Annotated in this window: 14 protein-coding genes; 2 read left to right on the top strand and 12 right to left on the bottom strand. The window is 48.0% G+C overall.

Annotation, left to right across the window (positions count from 1 at the left end):
* Positions 1–67: 67 nt before the first annotated feature.
* The 6 genes from TSUB_RS04690 to TSUB_RS04715 all read right to left on the bottom strand — a co-directional run bounded on the left by TSUB_RS04690 (position 68) and on the right by TSUB_RS04715 (position 6,077).
* A complete protein-coding gene (locus TSUB_RS04690; RefSeq protein ID WP_087021311.1) occupies positions 68–937 on the bottom strand; it encodes a hypothetical protein in 870 nt (289 codons plus the stop codon).
* Complete coding sequence (locus tag TSUB_RS04695) at positions 927–3,428, bottom strand: fimbria/pilus outer membrane usher protein (protein WP_087021308.1); 2,502 nt, start codon at positions 3,426–3,428, stop codon at positions 927–929. Before TSUB_RS04695 ends, TSUB_RS04690 begins: the two co-directional genes overlap by 11 nt.
* 8 nt (positions 3,429–3,436) lie before the next feature.
* Entirely contained in the window at positions 3,437–4,195 is a 759-nt protein-coding gene (locus tag TSUB_RS04700; protein ID WP_159064915.1) for a fimbrial biogenesis chaperone, read from the bottom strand.
* A 27-nt stretch (positions 4,196–4,222) separates the two neighbouring features.
* Entirely contained in the window at positions 4,223–4,930 is a 708-nt protein-coding gene (locus tag TSUB_RS04705) for a fimbrial biogenesis chaperone (protein ID WP_087021303.1), read from the bottom strand.
* Between the two features lie 62 nt (positions 4,931–4,992).
* Positions 4,993–5,478 (bottom strand): hypothetical protein, encoded by a 486-nt coding sequence (locus TSUB_RS04710; RefSeq protein WP_087021300.1) that lies wholly within the window; start codon positions 5,476–5,478, stop codon positions 4,993–4,995.
* Between the two features lie 104 nt (positions 5,479–5,582).
* On the bottom strand, positions 5,583–6,077 hold the full coding sequence (locus TSUB_RS04715; RefSeq protein WP_221274561.1) for a hypothetical protein: 495 nt from the start codon (positions 6,075–6,077) through the stop codon (positions 5,583–5,585).
* Between the two features lie 286 nt (positions 6,078–6,363).
* Here TSUB_RS04715 and TSUB_RS04720 point away from each other — a divergent pair, with 286 nt between their 5' ends.
* Positions 6,364–7,020, top strand: a complete 657-nt coding sequence (locus TSUB_RS04720; RefSeq protein ID WP_159064914.1) for a LuxR C-terminal-related transcriptional regulator — start codon at positions 6,364–6,366, stop codon at positions 7,018–7,020.
* 183 nt (positions 7,021–7,203) lie between these two features.
* Here TSUB_RS04720 and pta read toward each other — a convergent pair whose 3' ends face one another.
* Both pta and TSUB_RS04730 read right to left on the bottom strand, forming a co-directional pair.
* On the bottom strand, positions 7,204–9,357 hold the full coding sequence (gene pta, locus TSUB_RS04725) for a phosphate acetyltransferase (protein WP_087021290.1): 2,154 nt from the start codon (positions 9,355–9,357) through the stop codon (positions 7,204–7,206).
* A 98-nt stretch (positions 9,358–9,455) separates the two neighbouring features.
* Positions 9,456–10,652, bottom strand: a complete 1,197-nt coding sequence (locus TSUB_RS04730) for an acetate kinase (protein WP_087021287.1) — start codon at positions 10,650–10,652, stop codon at positions 9,456–9,458.
* Positions 10,653–10,983: 331 nt separating this feature from the next.
* On the opposite strand from TSUB_RS04730, the gene yfbV reads away from it, so the two are divergent.
* Positions 10,984–11,433, top strand: coding sequence for a terminus macrodomain insulation protein YfbV (yfbV, locus tag TSUB_RS04735; protein WP_087021612.1), 450 nt, complete (start codon positions 10,984–10,986; stop codon positions 11,431–11,433).
* A 72-nt stretch (positions 11,434–11,505) separates the two neighbouring features.
* Here the strand turns inward: yfbV and TSUB_RS04740 are convergent, their stop codons facing one another.
* From TSUB_RS04740 to TSUB_RS04755, 4 genes are all read right to left on the bottom strand, one after another.
* A complete protein-coding gene (locus tag TSUB_RS04740) occupies positions 11,506–12,117 on the bottom strand; it encodes a TetR family transcriptional regulator (RefSeq protein WP_087021285.1) in 612 nt (203 codons plus the stop codon).
* A gap of 60 nt (positions 12,118–12,177) precedes the next feature.
* Positions 12,178–15,309 carry an efflux RND transporter permease subunit gene (locus TSUB_RS04745; protein ID WP_087021282.1) on the bottom strand — a complete coding sequence of 1,044 codons (3,132 nt, stop codon included), beginning with the start codon at positions 15,307–15,309 and terminating at the stop codon, positions 12,178–12,180.
* Positions 15,309–16,607: an efflux RND transporter periplasmic adaptor subunit gene (locus TSUB_RS04750; protein ID WP_087021279.1), complete on the bottom strand. Its 1,299-nt coding sequence runs from the start codon at positions 16,605–16,607 to the stop codon at positions 15,309–15,311. The genes TSUB_RS04745 and TSUB_RS04750 overlap by 1 nt, the downstream gene beginning before the upstream one ends.
* 116 nt (positions 16,608–16,723) lie before the next feature.
* The gene (locus tag TSUB_RS04755) at positions 16,724–17,539 is read right to left on the bottom strand and encodes a substrate-binding periplasmic protein (protein WP_087021276.1); all 816 of its coding nucleotides are present in this window, start codon (positions 17,537–17,539) and stop codon (positions 16,724–16,726) included.
* Between the last annotated feature and the right edge of the window lie 114 nt (positions 17,540–17,653).

Below are 17,653 nucleotides of genomic sequence, written 5' to 3' on the forward strand. Positions count from 1 at the left end.
GGCTTGCCTACAAACCCCTGTTTTGAAGGTCTAGTGGACTAAATCAAAACACGCTACCTTGATGAAATCAGGGGGCTAACGCGAGAGCTGGCTCGATAGAAAGGTGAATGACATCATGATATATCCCCGCAGGTTGGCGGCTCACATCACCGATTGATAATTGTAATGGTAACTGCTCTCCATACGAATGGGTTGGGTGCAGACTGTGCCACTCGGCGTGATCTTGGGAAAGGTCTAGTGGTGTGTCGCCAAGGCGTAATTGGTAGGGAATATCCCATTGCTGTCTCCCAGAAAGGTGCCTGAGTTGTCCTTGGTGATCTGAATAAGCGGTGATTTTGTACTCTGAGGTGCTTTTGACTAACAGTATCGGCAGAGTATTGAAGAGATGGTGGCTTTTGAGCTCGCCAAGGTTGACGGGTATATGCCGTTGCGTTGTGCCGTAAAAGTGAAACTGCGCACTGGGCGCAACCGTTACCGCTAGATCGAATTGACGTTCATCGAGGATCCGGCCGTTATCTTGATTGATCAACTGGGCTGACAGCGTTTGCTGATAGTTGCCATGAATCACAAACTGTCCGACGGGAAACCGGATTGTCATGGTTGTGCTCGTCTTAGGGTTTGCAGGTTTTACCCATCCATTTCCCAACGGCTCTCCGTCGTCGCTGTACCAATCAAAAACAAGGTGCTGCTGTGCTTTTGAAAACTGTTTAGCGTGATTGAGGGTGGCGAAGCGGACATGGGTGTCACAATCAATGGTTTGCGTTATATCCACCTCAATAGGGATGTCGAGTGGTTGTGCTGAGTTTTCGAAAACGGCGTATTCATAGTGACTGTGACTTGTCTTTATCTCATCGAAGCGCGCACACGCCATCGCTTCCGATAAGTGAAAGCCGAGTAATACAGTCAGGTAGAAGGTAGAGCGGTATTTATTCCACATAGATCACTCCTTTTCTTACCAGTGGTGGGTCGGCATCGGGAACATGGAGAAGAATCTCTTGTTCTTTTTCATTAACGAGTTGAAGCCGATATTGCCCCGGTTTCATGCCGCTAATCGCGAACTGTCCCCGTCGGTTAGTAAAAAATGCAATGGGCGCTTGTTCGTCATCACCAAGCCAATGGGCATGGCCGGCGATTAAGCTGATCGGTTGCTCTGAGTGCTTATCGTAGAGCTGACCTATCACAGTGATGATGGCATCAGAGCCGATGGTCAGAAGATAACTCTGCCCATACTCGGGATAGAGAGAAAAAACGCCATCCCCCAGATCATAACCGGGGGGTAAGTTATCCACTTGATAGGTGATGACTTGTCCGTTGTAAGCCAGCAAATCAGGGATAACCGCAGGCATGTCCGTCGTTATGGTCGCGCGAGGAAAACCGTGAGACGGGGCGATTTCAATGGGGTGTTGATCGAGAGAGCGATGACGTTGAATGATGGCATAGCTTTCTCCAACAGGGCGAGAAATAGCCGCAACAAAATCATCCTTGGCACTGAAGACGAGACCTGTTGCGAGATCAATACGCGTTGTGTGGGTCTCTTCCCCCTGTTGTATCTCGGTGAGGCGAGAGCTATGGTCAAATGCTATATTGAATCGGTTCGCGGTATAGCGGTAACCGCCATTGATCTGGGCATCATTGTCTCTGTCATGCCTTGCGCTTATATAGGCAGAGCGGCCGCCAACATTGCCGAGGCCATCACGAAATGTGTAATTCACTTGGCTACTGTCTTGCTGTGTTTGATACCGCGTCACTAAGCGATGCTGCTGATTGAAAGGAATGCTCAAGGTGACGCTGCCATGTAAGGTATCTTCGTCGACATTGTGATCGCGATAACTCACACTCACTCCCCAAGTGGCTCGGGTGTGAAAGAGGTTGCCAGAGAAACTTGCTCCCGATTGTAGGAAAGTGTCGTGGTTGTCATACCCGTGTTGATAGTTAGAAAAGAGGCCGACACGTAACCTGTCCGAGAGGTCTAGGTTTAATTGGGCTTGCAGGGCATGTTTGATGGGTTGCACGTTATCACTTAGGGCAACATCATGATGGCTGATATTGGTGTAGTGAGAAGAAAAATACTCGTACTGGGCACTGAAGGTGGTATTAAAAGGTGCCTGCCAGTTGTCGGGTGTGTCGTAGGCAACGCGAACGGCTTGACCTCGTTGAAAAATGGGATGCTCGCTAACGGCATAGTTGAGCTCTGTCATCCCAAAGGGCAACGCATAGAGACTCCGCAGGCCAACCTGTATGACCTTGTTGGTACCTAGGCTTTGGTGTAGCTGACTATTGACGCCCAAAGTCCAAGCCGGGGTGACGCCATATTCGATATAGCCATGGACGATACGCGCGTCTCGTTGATAGCTGGGGCCATCGGTCGACAGAGTTTTAGGGAGACCCACGCCGATAGCATACTCGAATTCCCCCACCTCGATAAGGTCACGGCCAGTTGCGATGGCAAAAGAGAGAGACTCTTCATTTCCTGCTTCATCTCGAATTTGCAGGACAACATCATTATTTCCCGCGGCGAGGGGAATATCTGCGAGGTTATAGCGGCCCGGTGGTAGCGTAAGGCGTTGCACGATGACACCGCCAACTAACACATCAACGGATGACGCTCGGCTCAGTGTGAACTGCTGTGTCGCAGTGGGTCTGACGTTGCGGGTGGAGATCTGATTAAAATTACGATTAACACTGATACCGAGCATGTCGACATAGGATTGAAACCGTTGGCCAGTTAACGAGTGATCACCGACGGTGAAGCGAGTGCCTGCTTCGGGAAAATCGCGAATCAGTCGTGTGGCGGTGCGGCGATAGTTAAGTTGTTGTTGCGACGGTTTGGCGAGCTCACTTTCGTACTCAAACTGCCATCCAATCAGATGAATGCCCCCTTCAAAGCGATGGGCTTGATAATGGGCGTGGCGATGAGGCGCGTTTGCTTCAGCGAGTGTGTCGTAGCTTGCGGATAGGTAAACATTGAGATAACCATTAAAAGGACTGGGCATTAAGTAGTGTTGTGCCTCATTACGCCGAGCTAAGCTTAAACGCTGAAGACGAGTCGCATTGAGTGGTATCGCGATGTCAATTTGAAAAGTCGCGGGATCAACAGAGAGGGGATAGCCGACTTGCGAGAAATGCGCCATGTTGAGGATATCTTCATTATTCGAACGGGCCAGTTGCTCTAACGCCTCGTCAGGGAGCAGAGTTGCGAGCAACGCTAATGTCGTTGATTTGGGTAATTCAATATTATTGTCAGCAGTAAACGTGACATCGGCTTCACCAATCACCCGTTCTCCACTACGCAGCAAGGTACGTAAGGTGACTGTTTGACCAAGGGGGTTAACAAATCCACTGTTTTGGTGTTCCTCACCGAATGCGATGCCGTGACTACTGATGAGTAACAGCAATCCCAAGCCAACCTTTCTGCCTCGTTTGATCATCTCAGCCTCTAGTCTTCAGCTTTGGGGGTGAAGGCGAACGTTGTTGACTCTAGTCGCAGCGTTTTGTTAAGCACTGCCGTGATTGGGATGGTGAGGTGACTGATCGACTGTGGAGGCAAGAAGAGGTTACCCAGACTCTGCTCAATAGGGGTAGCCAGAATTGGTTCGTCCTCGGCCGTTCTAAGTTGATAATCTTCTAAATACGCAAAGCGATTGCCGCGGTTCTCGACTTTAAGTGTCAGATTATGGGCGCTAGTACTCGCTTCAAGGACGTGCAGATCTGCACGTTGATCGTTTGAGGTGATGTGGACTAAGGCGTTGTAGTGAAGTTGAACATCAACACCATCAGTCTGGTTGTTGGTTACCTTGAGTTGGGGCTCTGAAAAGCGCACAAAATAACTTTGCGAGTGAGAGAGTTGCTGCTCACTTTGCCAAAGTAGACGAATGCTTTGGCTGGTTTGTGGTGCGAGCATAAATGCGGGTGGGAAAACCAGCACGTGCTCATCGGCGACGGGTGATAGTGCGTAGGGAGAGGCGGCCCCCTCTATAGAGTGAAAGTCGATAGCCCAAAGTGACACTTCAATGGGCAAATGGCGGTTACTGTTGTTGGTGACAATGATTTGAGGTTGGTGCTGGATGTCCATCGTCAACACAGTAGGGGTTATCGACACAGCATGAGAGGGACTAAGAAAAAGCATTAATGTCAGCCAAAGCCAATGCATTTCGCGCCGCACAGTCTGTATTGGTCGGGAAACGGACTTTTTCATCACGGCCTCCATGTGCGTGCTTTGCCATTAAGGCATCGCGAGGGTGATCGTCATTTTTTCAGGGTTGATATCCCCAAAGGGAGAGAAGGCAAAGGTGCGTGTTGAATGTGGCAGTATCAGATTGCCATCGACATGTGCACGGACCTCTTTGTCACTCAGGGTAAGTTGACGATCTGGTGTGTTGATTTGCCAATCAGCCTCTGATAACCGCGCATAAGATGAGCCACGATTCTCGATGGTCAGTTTCCATTGCTCGCCATCTCGATAGATCTTTTCGATTCGCAAGTCTGCCTTGGCCTCCGCTGGCTTCACATTCAGTAAAGTACTGATATTGAACTTCAAGCCAATGCCTGGCCCTTGGTTTTCGTCGAGGGCAACATTGGCTTGCTCGAAGGCGATGCGATAGGCTTGAGACTGCTGAATTTCAGGGGCGCCGATGTAACGTACAATCACGGATTGGAATTGACCAGGCTGGACAATGGCCGTCACGGGTAAAACGAGAAGGTCACTGTCTGCTGGTGAAAGGTTTTCTTCACCAGATGCATTAATGGATAATTTCAGAGGGAAAATCTCGATAGTAATAGGCTTGGTATTATTGTTTTGTATCGTCATACTGAGTTGCGATGTCTTTCCAGACGGTGTTAACTCCGCAACCATGGGTTTAATACCATAAGCATTGGCCCAGCCAGATAGCAATAGGCTAAGTACAGAGAGTAGGCGAACGAATGTAGTCATTTTCTTAGCAACCCTGAGAAAAGAGTAAGGAGGAGGTTTCCCTCCTCCAGCAGGCGAGCGTGTTAATTAGCTGTAATTTGTACTGTCAGCTGGTCTTGGTAGTAACCTGCCCATTTTGCTTTTTCTTTTGTTACTGCCAATAAAGAGGCCTTAACGCCAGACGCCATTAGGCTTGCTTTGCTTGAATAGTCGTGACTTTCCGTTTTGTCATTTTGGCCATAAGACGCCACACCTGTTGTTAAGGTGAAGTCTTCGCCTCCTAGGGTAAAGGTTGCGTCATAGCCAATAACCTTATCTTCGACATCCGATGATTCGAGGCCACCTTCTGTACTGATAAGTGAAATTGTCGCGCCATCATAGTCGTTACACAGCACATCGAACTCAATGGTTTGAGTTTGAATTTGCGTTAGGTCACCAAAAGCGAGTACATCTTGCGTCGAGATCTCGCAAGTGCTGGCCACTTCACCATCTAGCTTTACCTGTGCGGCAAAGGCATTACCTGCAATCATTGCGGTCATAATGGCTGTAGAGATAGCTAACTTTTTCATTGTAAAACTCCGTTTCTTACTGTTTTGACTTATGTTTTATCTAAGTGAGTGTGTTTTTGGCCTTAAGTAGGCTTATATTCCATGTTAAGTATGGAATTCGGTTGTTACTGCCCAACCAGCAGTTGAGGGAAGATATCTAGTGATAGCGTATCTTCGTACCGCCCCGCATAAATGAGTGGTTGTTGCAGTGAAATACGTAGTTCCCCGTATGTAGAAAAAGGAATCTGCTCAGTCGAGTTAATGAGTTTATTGTCATTAATGTCTGCACTGTTTAATTGGCGTGTTAGTCCCAAGTCAGGCATCGATATATCGAGATTGTATTGATGGATCAGGTTTTTTTTATTGCTATTGCCTTCGCTTAGTATTAATCCACCTTGTTCTGACTTCAGTGATAATTCAAAGGGATGATTGCAATTCACCTTAAAAGGTAATTGGCTTTCCCATTGATCATGCAAGGTAATCTTTATTCCCTTAGGGAATGAAATGTCACAGCGACTTTTTATTTCTCCCTGTATCGCGAAAGATAAGTTGTCATTCGCCATAATGGGGAAGGAAATTAGCATGACAAAAGTGCATGCTAATTTAGATTCTATTTTCATTTTCTTGCCAGTGCGTTGCTTTGCTTGAACTAATAAAACTATAAATCTAGCTGGAAATTAATGAGTATGATTCTAGAATTAAGAAATTAGGTGAGTACTTACAATGAATTACTACTCGTAATTACCCCTACACACCCTTTATAAATCAGTGTCTTACTAAAAAGTGAGTTTTTGTAATCGATTTCGTATCAATTTCGATACAGAACTTCGTTGTATATAGTGAGAGACTGAGATGGCTCAACACAATGTTAATTCGGCTTCAGTATCTTGTTGGAGTAGTGAAATTATGGATAACCGTTCTAACGCTGTCCTCTTTTTAGGGGATGCCACCATTCAAGCGCGATTGATGCAACAAGAATTAAAAAAGTATGCATCGTTTGAAGTAAAACAAAAATCGGTAGGTGAGTTAAAGTTTATTTCTCAACTTAATGGCATTGACATTATTTTGCTGGACTATGCTTTTCTCGACCAAAAGGTATTTCGTGATGTTTTAATGACGGAGACCTTAAATTTTGACCTAATTATATACAACGTACCTAAAGAGACGCCAAGTGAAGAGCTTGTTGCTTGGAAGCGCTTAAAAGGAATACTGTTTAGTGATGCGCCTATTGCACACATTACGCGCAGTGTTGATGCGGTGCTAAAGGGAGAAATGTGGCTACCCCGTAGCTGTATGGAGAAGATGCTTTCCCATTACCGTACGTATACTTTGCCAACCCATAATCCGTTTGATGATTTGACCCGTCGTGAGAAACAGATTCTCGATCGTTTAGTGTGTGGCCAGACAAATCAAGAAATCGCCGATGAGCTGTTTGTTGCGGAAAGTACCGTTAAAACGCATATCTACAAGCTATACAAAAAAATGAACGTACACTGTCGCAGCGAAGCGATACGTTGTGTGCGACAAGCAAAGCAGATTGAGCGTTCTGATTCTTTGACTTAATGAGATGCGATACTCAAGCCGCGTTTGAACTCGGAATCTTGAGCTGGTTTGAGTTTGTATTGGCATCTGTTTGTGCTTTGCTGTTAGCGGCGAGCACTTTTGAACTGGCAAGGTTTACCATCGTTAAAAGAAAAAGGCCCTGAGAGTCACGACTCTCAGGGCCTTGTTTTTAACGTAAAGAGATTACGCGTTTTGCTCTTCGGCTTGACCTGCCTGAATCGCCGTCAGTGCAACGGTATAGACGATATCGTCTACCAATGCGCCACGAGACAAGTCATTGACAGGCTTACGCATACCTTGCAGCATTGGACCGATAGAAACGAGGTCTGCTGAACGCTGTACCGCTTTGTATGTTGTGTTACCCGTATTCAAGTCAGGGAAGACAAAGACGGTCGCTTTACCTGCAACTGGAGAGTTTGGCGCTTTTGATTTTGCCACATTCTCCATGATAGCCGCATCGTATTGAAGTGGGCCATCAATGATCAGGTCTGGACGTTTCGCTTGAGCAATGGCAGTTGCCTCACGGACTTTCTCAACATCTGCACCTTGTCCAGACGTACCTGTTGAGTAAGAGATCATTGCAACGCGAGGCTCGATGCCGAAGGCTTTCGCTGAGTCAGCGGATTGAATCGCAATCTCAGCAAGTTGCTCTGCGTTTGGATCTGGGTTGATCGCACAGTCGCCGTATACCAATACTTGGTCAGGCAGTAGCATGAAGAACACCGATGAAACAAGCGATGCATCTGGCGCTGTTTTGATGATTTGCAGCGGTGGACGGATAGTGTTGGCTGTGGTGTGAACCGCACCAGAAACAAGACCATCTACTTCGTTCGCTTCAAGCATCATGGTGCCAAGTACAACGGTATCTTGGAGCTGCTCACGAGCAACCACTTCAGTCATGCCTTTGTTCTTACGAAGCTCAACAAGACGCGCAACGTATTGCTCTTGGACTTCAGCTGGGTTGATAATTTCAACGCCTGTACCCAGTACGACACCTTGCTGCTCAGCAACACGCTTGATGTCTTCCGGATTACCAAGAAGGACACACTCTGCAATTTTACGCTCAGCACAGATCGCTGCCGCTTTAACGGTACGCGGCTCATCACCTTCAGGCAGAACGATACGCTTGTTAGCACGACGTGCATATTCCGTAAGCTGGTAACGGAACGCTGGTGGGCTGAGGCGACGCTCGCGGGCAGAGCCTTCAGTGAGCGACTCAATCCAGTCACCGTTGATGTGGCTTGCCATGTATTCGTTAACGAATTCTACACGCTCTTTATCGTCAGCTGGAACTTCTAGGCTCATGCTCTGAAGGTTCAGAGATGTTTGCCACGTATTGCCGTTCACCGTCATGACAGGTAGGCCCGTTTCAAAGGCACGGTTACACAGGTCTTTCACAGCGTCAGGAAGCTCATAGCCACCTGTTAGTAGTAGGGCGCCAATTTCAACACCGTTCATCGCCGCAAGACATGCAGACACAACAACGTCTGGACGGTCTGCTGATGTGACCAGCAGTGAGCCTGGACGGAAGTGCTCAACCATGTGTGGAATAGAGCGTGCACAGAAAGTGATGCTCTTAACACGACGGGTGAAAATTTCACCTTCGTTAATGATTTGCGCATTCAGGTGCTGTGCCATGTCGATAGCACGCGTAGCCACAAGCTCTGGGCTCCAAGGCGCTACACCCAGTACACGGATCGGGCTAGAGTTGAAGACTTCCATCACTTCAACGTTCGCTTTCTCTGCTTGGTCAGCATCATCGAACATTTCAGATAGGTCAGGGCGTGTACGGCCTTCAGCGTCAACCGGTGCATTCAGTTTGTTAACGATAACACCAGCAATCTGCTTGCTCTTTAGGCCACCGAAGTTAGAACATGCGACTTCGATGCGCTCTTTCAGTTGAGGCGCGTTGTCAGTACCTGGAGAAACCACGAATACGATCTCTGCGTCGAGCGTCTTCGCCATTTCGTAGTTGATTTGGTTGGCAAACGGGTGCTTACGGGTTGGCACTAGACCTTCGATAAGCGTCACTTCTGCATCTGCTGTCGCTTCTTTGTAGCGCGCAACAATGTCTTCTAGAAGTACGTCGCTCTGGTCGTTACGAATCAACTCTTCCGCACACGCCATAGAGAATGGTTCAGCGATTTGCATGTCGCTGTTTTTGCGGATGATGGTAGTAGTAAGATCTGGTGCTTCGCCACCTTGGCGAGGTTGTGCGATTGGTTTGAAAAACGAAACGCGAACACCTTTGCGCTCCATTGCACGCAATACACCTAGGCTCACGCTGGTAAGACCAACGCCAGAGCCTACAGGAACAAGCATGATAGTACGAGACACGATCGATTCCTCTTGAGTAAGGAGATGTAACTTAAGTTACAGGGGTAAGAGTATTAAAAAACGGCTGGCTCAAGGCCAGCCGTTTAAGTATCGCTAGATTAGATGTCAGTCAGACGCGCTGTATCTTCTGCGATAACCAATTCTTCGTTAGTAGAGATAACGAAAGCTGGGATACGGCTGTTGTCAGAGGTGATCTTACCTTCGCCGCCGAAACGTGCTTTCAGGTTAGCGTCACCGTCAACGTCGAAGCCAAGAACGCCAAGACGGTTTAGTACCATCTCACGGATTGGGCCAGAGTTTTCACCGATACCACCCGTGAACACGACTGCGTCTAAGCGACCGTCTAGGGTTGCTGTGTAAGAAGCGATGTACTTCGCTAGGCGGTGACAGAATACATCCATCGCGCGGGTCGCTTCTTCTTTGTCACCGTAGTTGTCTTCAACGAAACGACAGTCAGAAGTCACTTCAGTGAGACCGGCTAGGCCAGACTCTTTGGTTAGCATGGTGTTGATTTGCTCAACTGAGTAACCGAGTGCGTCGTGTAGGTGGAAGATGATCGCTGGATCGATATCACCACAACGGGTACCCATCACAAGACCTTCAAGCGGTGTAAGACCCATTGAAGTGTCCACAGACTTGCCGCCTTTAATTGCACAGACAGATGCGCCGTTACCTAGGTGACAGTTAATGATGTTGAGGTCTTTCTCTTCTTTGCCTAGTACCTCTGCTGCAGCGCGAGAGATAAATAGGTGAGAGGTACCGTGCATGCCGTAACGACGAATACCGTGCTCTTTGTAAAGCTTGTACGGTAGCGCGTATAGGTAAGCTTCTTCAGGCATCGTCTGGTGGAATGCTGTGTCGAATACCGCAACGTTTTTCAGTGCTGGGAAAGCCGCTTGTGCTGCTTTGATACCTTCGATCGCTGCAGGGTTGTGAAGCGGTGCAAGCGTTGCACAGTCTTCGATACCTTTCAGTACGTCATCAGTGATCAGTGCAGAGGTAGTGAATTTCTCACCACCGTGAACAACACGGTGACCGATAGCAGCAACGTTTTTCGCTAGCTCAGGCTTAGAAGCCAAGATAGTGTCAACGATGAACTTAAGTGCGGCTTCGTGCGCAGCGCCATCACCTAGTTGTGCTTCGTGCTTACCGTCAAGTTTCCACTTGATGCGTGCTTCAGGCAGGTGCAGACACTCTGCCAGGCCTGTAAGATGTTCGTCACCCGATACAGCGTCTACGACAGCGAATTTCAGAGAAGAGCTACCGCAGTTTAGTACTAAAACCAGCTTAGACATGTGAGATTACCTATAGTCTGTCTGAGAGTTGATATTCAACGTATTAAAAATACCAATAGAATAGACAATAGCCATTGGCCTGCCTTATCTTTGGTCAAAAAATTCTTCTAATCCGTATAAAAAAGCACGGAGAACCCATGCTCCGACTCGTCCTTGAGGTCATGCCTATAGTTGCGGTAATCTGAATTACGGGCAACAATGAGTTATAGGCGTGCTAAGGATAGCGATTGTTGAGCATTATAACAAAAGATTTTGAGAGAAACTTAATTTGAATCAAGTTTGTTCTCTGATTTTTTGAAAAGTTATGTCTTTTTTTGAAAAGTGGTGGCGTATGAGTCAATCTTCTATCTTCAATTTGTTTCGTAAGGGGCAGGAATATATGTCGGTGTGGCCACTTCGAAAGGAGCTTGCCCCGCTTTTTCCTGAGAACCGCTACATCAAAGCAACGCAGTTTGCGATTCGAGTGATGCCTGCCGTTGCGGTGATAGCCGTACTGACGCAGATGGCGTTTGATAACTATCAAGCATTGCCTCAATCTATGGTCATCGCGTTCTTTGCCCTGAGTATGCCATTACAAGGATTATTTTGGTTGGGTAAACGCAGTGAAACGCGACTGCCACCATCACTTGCCGGTTGGTACCGCGAGTTGCATGAAAAAATCATCAGTGAAGGACATGCCTTACAACCATTGAAGGCGCAACCGCGATATAGAGAGCTCGCCATGGTATTGAATCGAGCGTTTAAGCAACTTGATGATTCTTCTTTGGAACGATGGTTTTAGTTTTCCGCCTTTCTTTGATGTAACAAAACCCGCCGCGGCGGGTTTTGTCGTTTTGACGCTGAATTACCGTGTTCAGTGCATTGCGGTATTAAATAGGGCTAAATGCCAACTAGTGGCGAGCGCTTTATGGTTGGCTTTCTCTACTGTCTCGGGCATGACAATCCATTGCTGGTAAATGCCATTGAGAAAACCCTTAAATAGCATCGAGGCTTCCTGCTCAGTCAAGTGTGGCTGCAAGAGTCCTGCTTGTTGGACACGCATAAATGCTTGCTTGAGAATGTTATGTTCTTGCTCGCGATTATTGCGGTTGCGCGTCAAATGTTCCGTATCAGCGAACGCTTGGTAATTCAGTCTGACTAAGGATTGCAATCGTGTATTGGTCGTCACTTCCGTGATCAACAAAAGCAATATATCGATCATCAGCTTAGGCAACTGTTCTGCTTGTGTCGCTTCTACTTGGTCAAACAGCTGTTTGTACGGCGACATGATATGCTGCCACAGTGCCTCGAGTAGATCGTCTTTATCTTTGAAATGCCAATAGATTGCACCGCGAGTAACCCCAGCATGGCTCGCGATATGGGCGAGCGTTGCTTTCGCTAATCCGCGCTCTGCCATGACGATAAGAGCTGAATCAAGCAGTTGTAAGCGGGTTTTTTCTGCCTCTTGTTTACTTTTTCTTGCCATCGCTATCAGTAACTCCTGAATGCACTGACAGCGACGGTTTTTACCTGCGTCTGTCAGCGTTTAGTTGTGTTCTTTCGTTAACAGTACATACAGCGCGGGGATGATCACCACAGCGATAATGGTCGATGCAATTAAACCATAAATGATCGCCATACAGAGTGGGTACCATTGTGGATCGCTGTATGCCAGTGGGAACAAACTTAGGATGGTGGTCAAACTGGTGCTGATGATAGGGCGCAATCGGTCTGCTGCGCCTTTTGCTGCTGCATCTATGATGCGCTCACCTGCATTGCGGTGCTGGTTCATGGTGTCCACAAGGACGATACCATTGTTCACCGCAATACCCGCCAAGGAAACGATGCCGATTAAACCTGAGAATGACATCGGTGTGCCTGACAGAAAATACCCCAAGAATGTTCCTATAAGTGCTAAAGGTACGATCAAAATGATGATCGCAGGCTGAACAAAAGACACAAACATCAATGTCAGTAAAATGTAGATAGAAAATATAGCTAGGATGAATGCGATTCCCATTTGTCCGTAGCTATCATCGGCTTTGGTTACCTCGCCGCCAAATTGGTAGTGATACCCGTTTGGCCAAGGGGCGGAAATGTCCTCCATTTGTACAGCCAACGCTGCGATAACCTCACTGGCTGTTCGCCCCTCAGCACGTGCCGTAATGGTGACGGTGCGCTTGCCATCACGGTGGACAAAGACACGTGGAATTTCTGTGATCTCAAAATTAACTAATTCGCCAAAGGGAATTGAGGTGCCATGTTGGTTGGTCACGCGGAGTAGGTTCAACTCAGCTAAGTGACGTGGGCCGCCGAGTTCACCTTGACGACTTGGCCAAGCGATACTGAGGCGAATTTTGGGGTCATCCGCAATACCGTCGACTTTGAAGTGGCCGATTTCGTCGGTCTCCATGGCGATACGTACTTGTTGAGCGAGTTCTGTTTCACTGATGCCGTGGAAAGAAAGCATTTCGGGTTTTGGGGTAAAGCGAATCTCATGCAGGGCAGGGCCAAGGTTATCTGCAATATCACTGCTGCCGGGGATCTCACTGAGCGCGTTTTTCACATCGGCGGCCATCGCGATTAAGACACCATAATCTTCGCCTGTGAGATCGACTTGAATCGGGGCGGATGTATCAGGGTTGCCACCAATATGCACCAGTTTTATGGTGAGTCCCGGTTCGTCTGCAAGGGCCTGATTTAATCCATCACGAATGTCAGGTAAGTAGTCATAAGAGAGCTTTTCTCGCGAGGCTTTCGGGTGCAAGGTTAGACTAAAACCGACTTGGTTCCAGGCCTCTGAGGGCAATAGCGCATCATTAAGGTTTGCGGTTGTCATGGGGCTTTTCGCACCGACATAGGCAATCATTTTCTCTATCCAGTTTTGCTGACGGAGAAACTGACCGGCTTTATCCGCAACACGTTGTGATTGCGCTAGCGTCGCATCGGGTGCGAGCTCGATTGAAATGCCAATTTTTCTATCATCCGCTTCAGGGTACATTTCTGAAGGCAATAGACCTGAAATGTAGATCGAAACAAAAAACAGTGAGAATGCCCCTATTACCCACCCAACAGCTTGGCGTTTATGCTTTACGACGTTGAAACGCAGCCATTGGCTTAGGCGATGTTTATACTTGTCGGCAATGACATCAATGAGGAGCGGTTTGGTTTGGGCTTGCGACTCTTTGAGTAAGTATTGAGAGAACGGGAGGCAGATTAAAAAGGCGACCACCAAGCTCATTAACAAGGTGACGGTAATGGTGATAGGGAGAATACGAATGAACTTTCCATCAATGCCGCCCACCATCATCATCGGGAGCATGGCCAAAATAGTCGTCAGTTGTCCAGCTGTCGCAGGCAGAATGAACTGCTTCACCGTCGTCATTGCTGCTTCAGGAAAGCGTTTCTTTTGGGTATAAAGGTTTTCGTGCATTCCCTCCATCACCAAAATGAACACATCGACCATGAGCCCGAGCGCTAATACCATACCGATCATGATCATGGAGTTAAAGCTGTAGCCCATTGCCGCCATTACAGCGAGTACACCTAGGATAGTGACCGGAAGTGCAAGCCCTGCAATGAGGGCTTCTCGCCAGCTGAGTAGCAGCATGAGGACAACAAACACAATGACGACTGCTTGCTGCATGGAGCTTGAGATATCGTTAAAAGCGAGCTCAATGATCTCCCCGTCATCACTGATGTGGGTTAAATGCAGGGCTTGGGGCCAATCTTGAGCGGTCAAAGACTCGGTGAGCGCTAATGTCTGCTCAATGACGGCAAACGTATCCGCGCCCGGACGTTTTAAGACATCCAAGGTAACGCTTCGAGAAAAGGGTTCGCCGTTAAGACTAAAGTAAGTGCGGCTTTTTTCGCGATCTAAGCGCAGACTGACATCGGCGACTTCGCCAAGGCGGACAGTGCGTTTGTCATCAAGACGGAGAATAGGTAACTGCTTTAACTGTTCAACCGTTTGAAAGCGGCCAGCAAGATAAAGGTTAAACGTATTTTCGTCGGCTTCAAATTCTCCCCACGCCATATCTAGGTTTGCGGACTGTAAGCGTTCACGAACGATTAGTGGCGATAGCCCCAAGCTTCGCAGTTGCGCGGGGTTTAAGCGAACGTGTAAGCTTTTTTCGCGCAGGCCGCTAATGTTGACTTTCTTCACCAAAGGCAAGCTTTCCATTGCTGACTCAAGTTGCTTTGCGGTATCGGAAAGCAGCATGTCGTCCACATCACCGCTTAAGGCGAAGCTAATGACGGGCATGTTGGAGACTGACATCTCTTCGATTTCAGGTTTCTCTATGCCTTGTCCAGGTGGGAATTTGGCTGCCGCTTTATCTACCGCAGCACGTAGCAATGGCATCGCTTCTGCGACAGGCATATCGGCATCGAACTCAACGGACACGATTGAGTATGAGTTGTACGAACCGCTAGAAAAGGTTTTTAGACCTTTCAAGCTCACAATCTCATCTTCCAAATACTTGGTGATCTCCTTTTCGATTTGCTCAGGCGCACCGCCGGGCCATAAGGTCATCACGATAGCGGATGGGATCTCAAGATCTGGGTAGTTTTCGCGCACCATGTTGTTATAGCTAAGCACCCCGGCTAGCAATAGCATGCCGAGCAATAAGCGAGCGATAAGGGTATCGATAAAGAGTTTATAGCCTAGTCGACGCATTACTTCTCTCCGATGACGGTAACACTTGAACCATTGACCAGTAGATGTTGTCCGCGGACAACAACCCGTTCACCTGCGATAAGGCCGTGTAAGATTTCTACGCGATCAATGCTCTGTAATCCGAGCTGTATGTCACGTCGTTCAGCGATCTGCGTGTGCGGGTCTATGACATAAACAAAAGGTTTACCGTTTCGGAAGGAAAGGGCATGAAGTGGCAAAGAAATGGCGTCTGCTAAGGTGCTAGTTTCAATCCAAGCGCGAACGAACTGACCTTCTTTGAGGGAGGTTTGTTCTTGCTTGACGCGCACTTTTACGGTCTGGGTGCGGCGTTGCAAGTTAATCGCAGGACTTACCGACCACACAGTGCCCTGAGTAACGTCAAGACCGAGTCGTTGCTTTCGCTCTGCCGCATAGAGACGTTCATCCTCACTAGCAAGGTAGACAGTCAGGCCCTCTTTCAGTTGCTCTGCTTCTTTGACGTTGATTTCGAGTTGGATCTCTAGTTGAGAGTCGTCGACGATAACAATGGCTGATGCTGCTTCTCGTTCCTTATCGCTGCTACTGCTAATTGGTGGATAGTAGTGGTTATTTTCTGAAATGTTCATCGCCGTAATGACGCCGTCAAAAGGGGCAAAGAGGCTGGTTTTTTCAAGGTTGAGTGTGGCGCGATTGAGTTCGGCCGTCAGGCTTGCTAACTCGGACTCAATGGATTGAATGCCACTTCTTGCACCTTGCACGGCGGCGTGCGCATTGAGATTGGCGGTTTTAATGCGATCGAACTCGTCTTGAGAGATAACGCCGCGCTCATACACTTCCTTCATTCGAGAGAAGTTCTGTTCACTTAAACGTTGCTCGTTTTTTGCTTGCTGTAGCTTGGTCTCTGCCTCGCTTTTTTGCGCACGCATGCTTTGTAGGCGCGCTTGTAAACTTTGCACCGCCGCCAGGTTATCGCGGTTATCGATCTGGGCAAGCAGCTGACCATGGCGGGTTCCTTCAGCAGGCCCAAAGACGCGGATACCTTCGCGCAAGTGGGTGCCATCGGCGAGGGTGGCGATGGATTCAACTTTGCCACCGAGTTCGAAGTCTAAGAACGCTTTCTGGTGTGCTTGTACTGTGCCTTCAGAAAAGACCCAAGCAGATAATGGCTGTGGGGAGAGGACGATAGTTTCGACTTTTATCGTTCGTTTGACGACTTCTTCTGAAGTGGCATTTTGTTTCAGGAGGTTGAGTCGATAAAACACTGCCGCAATGAGGATTAGCGGCAGTAGTACCCACCAAAAATGAGGTTTTCTTAGCATGTTTGTTAGCCTTTGCACACAGGAGACGGGCTATTCTATAAACATGCAGAAGGGTATGTAAATATATTTCGTACAAAAGACGAATAAATTTGTATTGAGAATGTATTCGCGGTTAATTATGGTTTTGATGTTTGCTGCTCTGCCCAACGGTGGGTTTGCTCTGTGAGCAAGGTATCAAACATGTCTGAGGCAACAATGGTTTTCACTTTCTCACTGAGGTAGTCGCGAAGTGCGGGCGTGTTGCAAGTCGAGTTTTTAGAGAAAGTATAATAGAGCCCTTCTACCGAGATAGGGGGGGAGAGTGCGGATAAGTGTGCGGTCAGATCAAGGGTTTGCAAAATCGCCTTACCTTGATACAACTCAAACACAACATAGTCGTAGCGATCGGCATTTAACATGCGAAAGGCGTTGGCAATGGAGTTGTTGTAGTCAATGTTGAGCTGTTCTTTCGCAAAGGCATCGAAATCTTGCCCAAAACTATTGTTGACCAGCGTGCCGCCTTGGTAAGCCTTCAGGTCTTCCCATTGGAAAAAACCAATAGGTGTCTCTTTACGAGTCCAAATCACGCTTGGGATATCGGTGAAAGAGGGGAAAACATAGTCCATCCAAGTTTGGCGGTCATCGGTGATAAATGCGCCGGCCAACATATCGACTCGCCCAACCCTGACTTCCTTTTGCGCGCGTGCCCAAACCCCCACGTCGAGAAACTCGAGTTGAATGCCTGTGTCTTGGAATGCCATTTCGAGGAGCTGTCGTCCTAAGCCTGTTAAGGTGCCGGGCGCGTCTGGGTCTCGCCATAAAATGGGTGGGTACTCAGAGTTACCAGATACTTTAATCGTCTTACATTCAGTGAGTGGGGCTGCAGAGAGTGTGGCGGTCGCAGCTAATAAGGTACTTGCAAATAAGTTACGTGCAATGGTTAAGCGCAGCATGGTGAACTGATCTCCCGGTGAGCTGGTTAAGATCGAGTATAGAACGCGGTTAGGGAATAGAGACAAAAAGAGCCAACATCATGTCGGCTCTTTTGCTGTAGGTGCAGTAAAAAC

This window comes from Thaumasiovibrio subtropicus, from assembly GCF_019703835.1.
Taxonomy (GTDB): domain Bacteria; phylum Pseudomonadota; class Gammaproteobacteria; order Enterobacterales; family Vibrionaceae; genus Thaumasiovibrio; species Thaumasiovibrio subtropicus.

Bases quoted from the DNA above. Each gene is read 5' to 3' on its own strand.
- TSUB_RS04740 (WP_087021285.1), bottom strand. From the start codon at position 12,117: ATGGCAAGAAAAAGTAAACAAGAGGCAGAAAAAACCCGCTTACAACTG.
- TSUB_RS04745 (WP_087021282.1), bottom strand. From the start codon at position 15,309: ATGCGTCGACTAGGCTATAAACTCTTTATCGATACCCTTATCGCTCGC.
- TSUB_RS04690 (WP_087021311.1), bottom strand. From the start codon at position 937: ATGTGGAATAAATACCGCTCTACCTTCTACCTGACTGTATTACTCGGC.
- TSUB_RS04755 (WP_087021276.1), bottom strand. From the start codon at position 17,539: ATGCTGCGCTTAACCATTGCACGTAACTTATTTGCAAGTACCTTATTA.
- TSUB_RS04700 (WP_159064915.1), bottom strand. From the start codon at position 4,195: ATGAAAAAGTCCGTTTCCCGACCAATACAGACTGTGCGGCGCGAAATG.
- TSUB_RS04715 (WP_221274561.1), bottom strand. From the start codon at position 6,077: ATGAAAATAGAATCTAAATTAGCATGCACTTTTGTCATGCTAATTTCC.
- TSUB_RS04720 (WP_159064914.1), top strand. From the start codon at position 6,364: ATGGATAACCGTTCTAACGCTGTCCTCTTTTTAGGGGATGCCACCATT.
- TSUB_RS04695 (WP_087021308.1), bottom strand. From the start codon at position 3,428: ATGATCAAACGAGGCAGAAAGGTTGGCTTGGGATTGCTGTTACTCATC.
- TSUB_RS04710 (WP_087021300.1), bottom strand. From the start codon at position 5,478: ATGAAAAAGTTAGCTATCTCTACAGCCATTATGACCGCAATGATTGCA.
- TSUB_RS04730 (WP_087021287.1), bottom strand. From the start codon at position 10,652: ATGTCTAAGCTGGTTTTAGTACTAAACTGCGGTAGCTCTTCTCTGAAA.
- TSUB_RS04705 (WP_087021303.1), bottom strand. From the start codon at position 4,930: ATGACTACATTCGTTCGCCTACTCTCTGTACTTAGCCTATTGCTATCT.
- yfbV (WP_087021612.1), top strand. From the start codon at position 10,984: ATGAGTCAATCTTCTATCTTCAATTTGTTTCGTAAGGGGCAGGAATAT.
- TSUB_RS04750 (WP_087021279.1), bottom strand. From the start codon at position 16,607: ATGCTAAGAAAACCTCATTTTTGGTGGGTACTACTGCCGCTAATCCTC.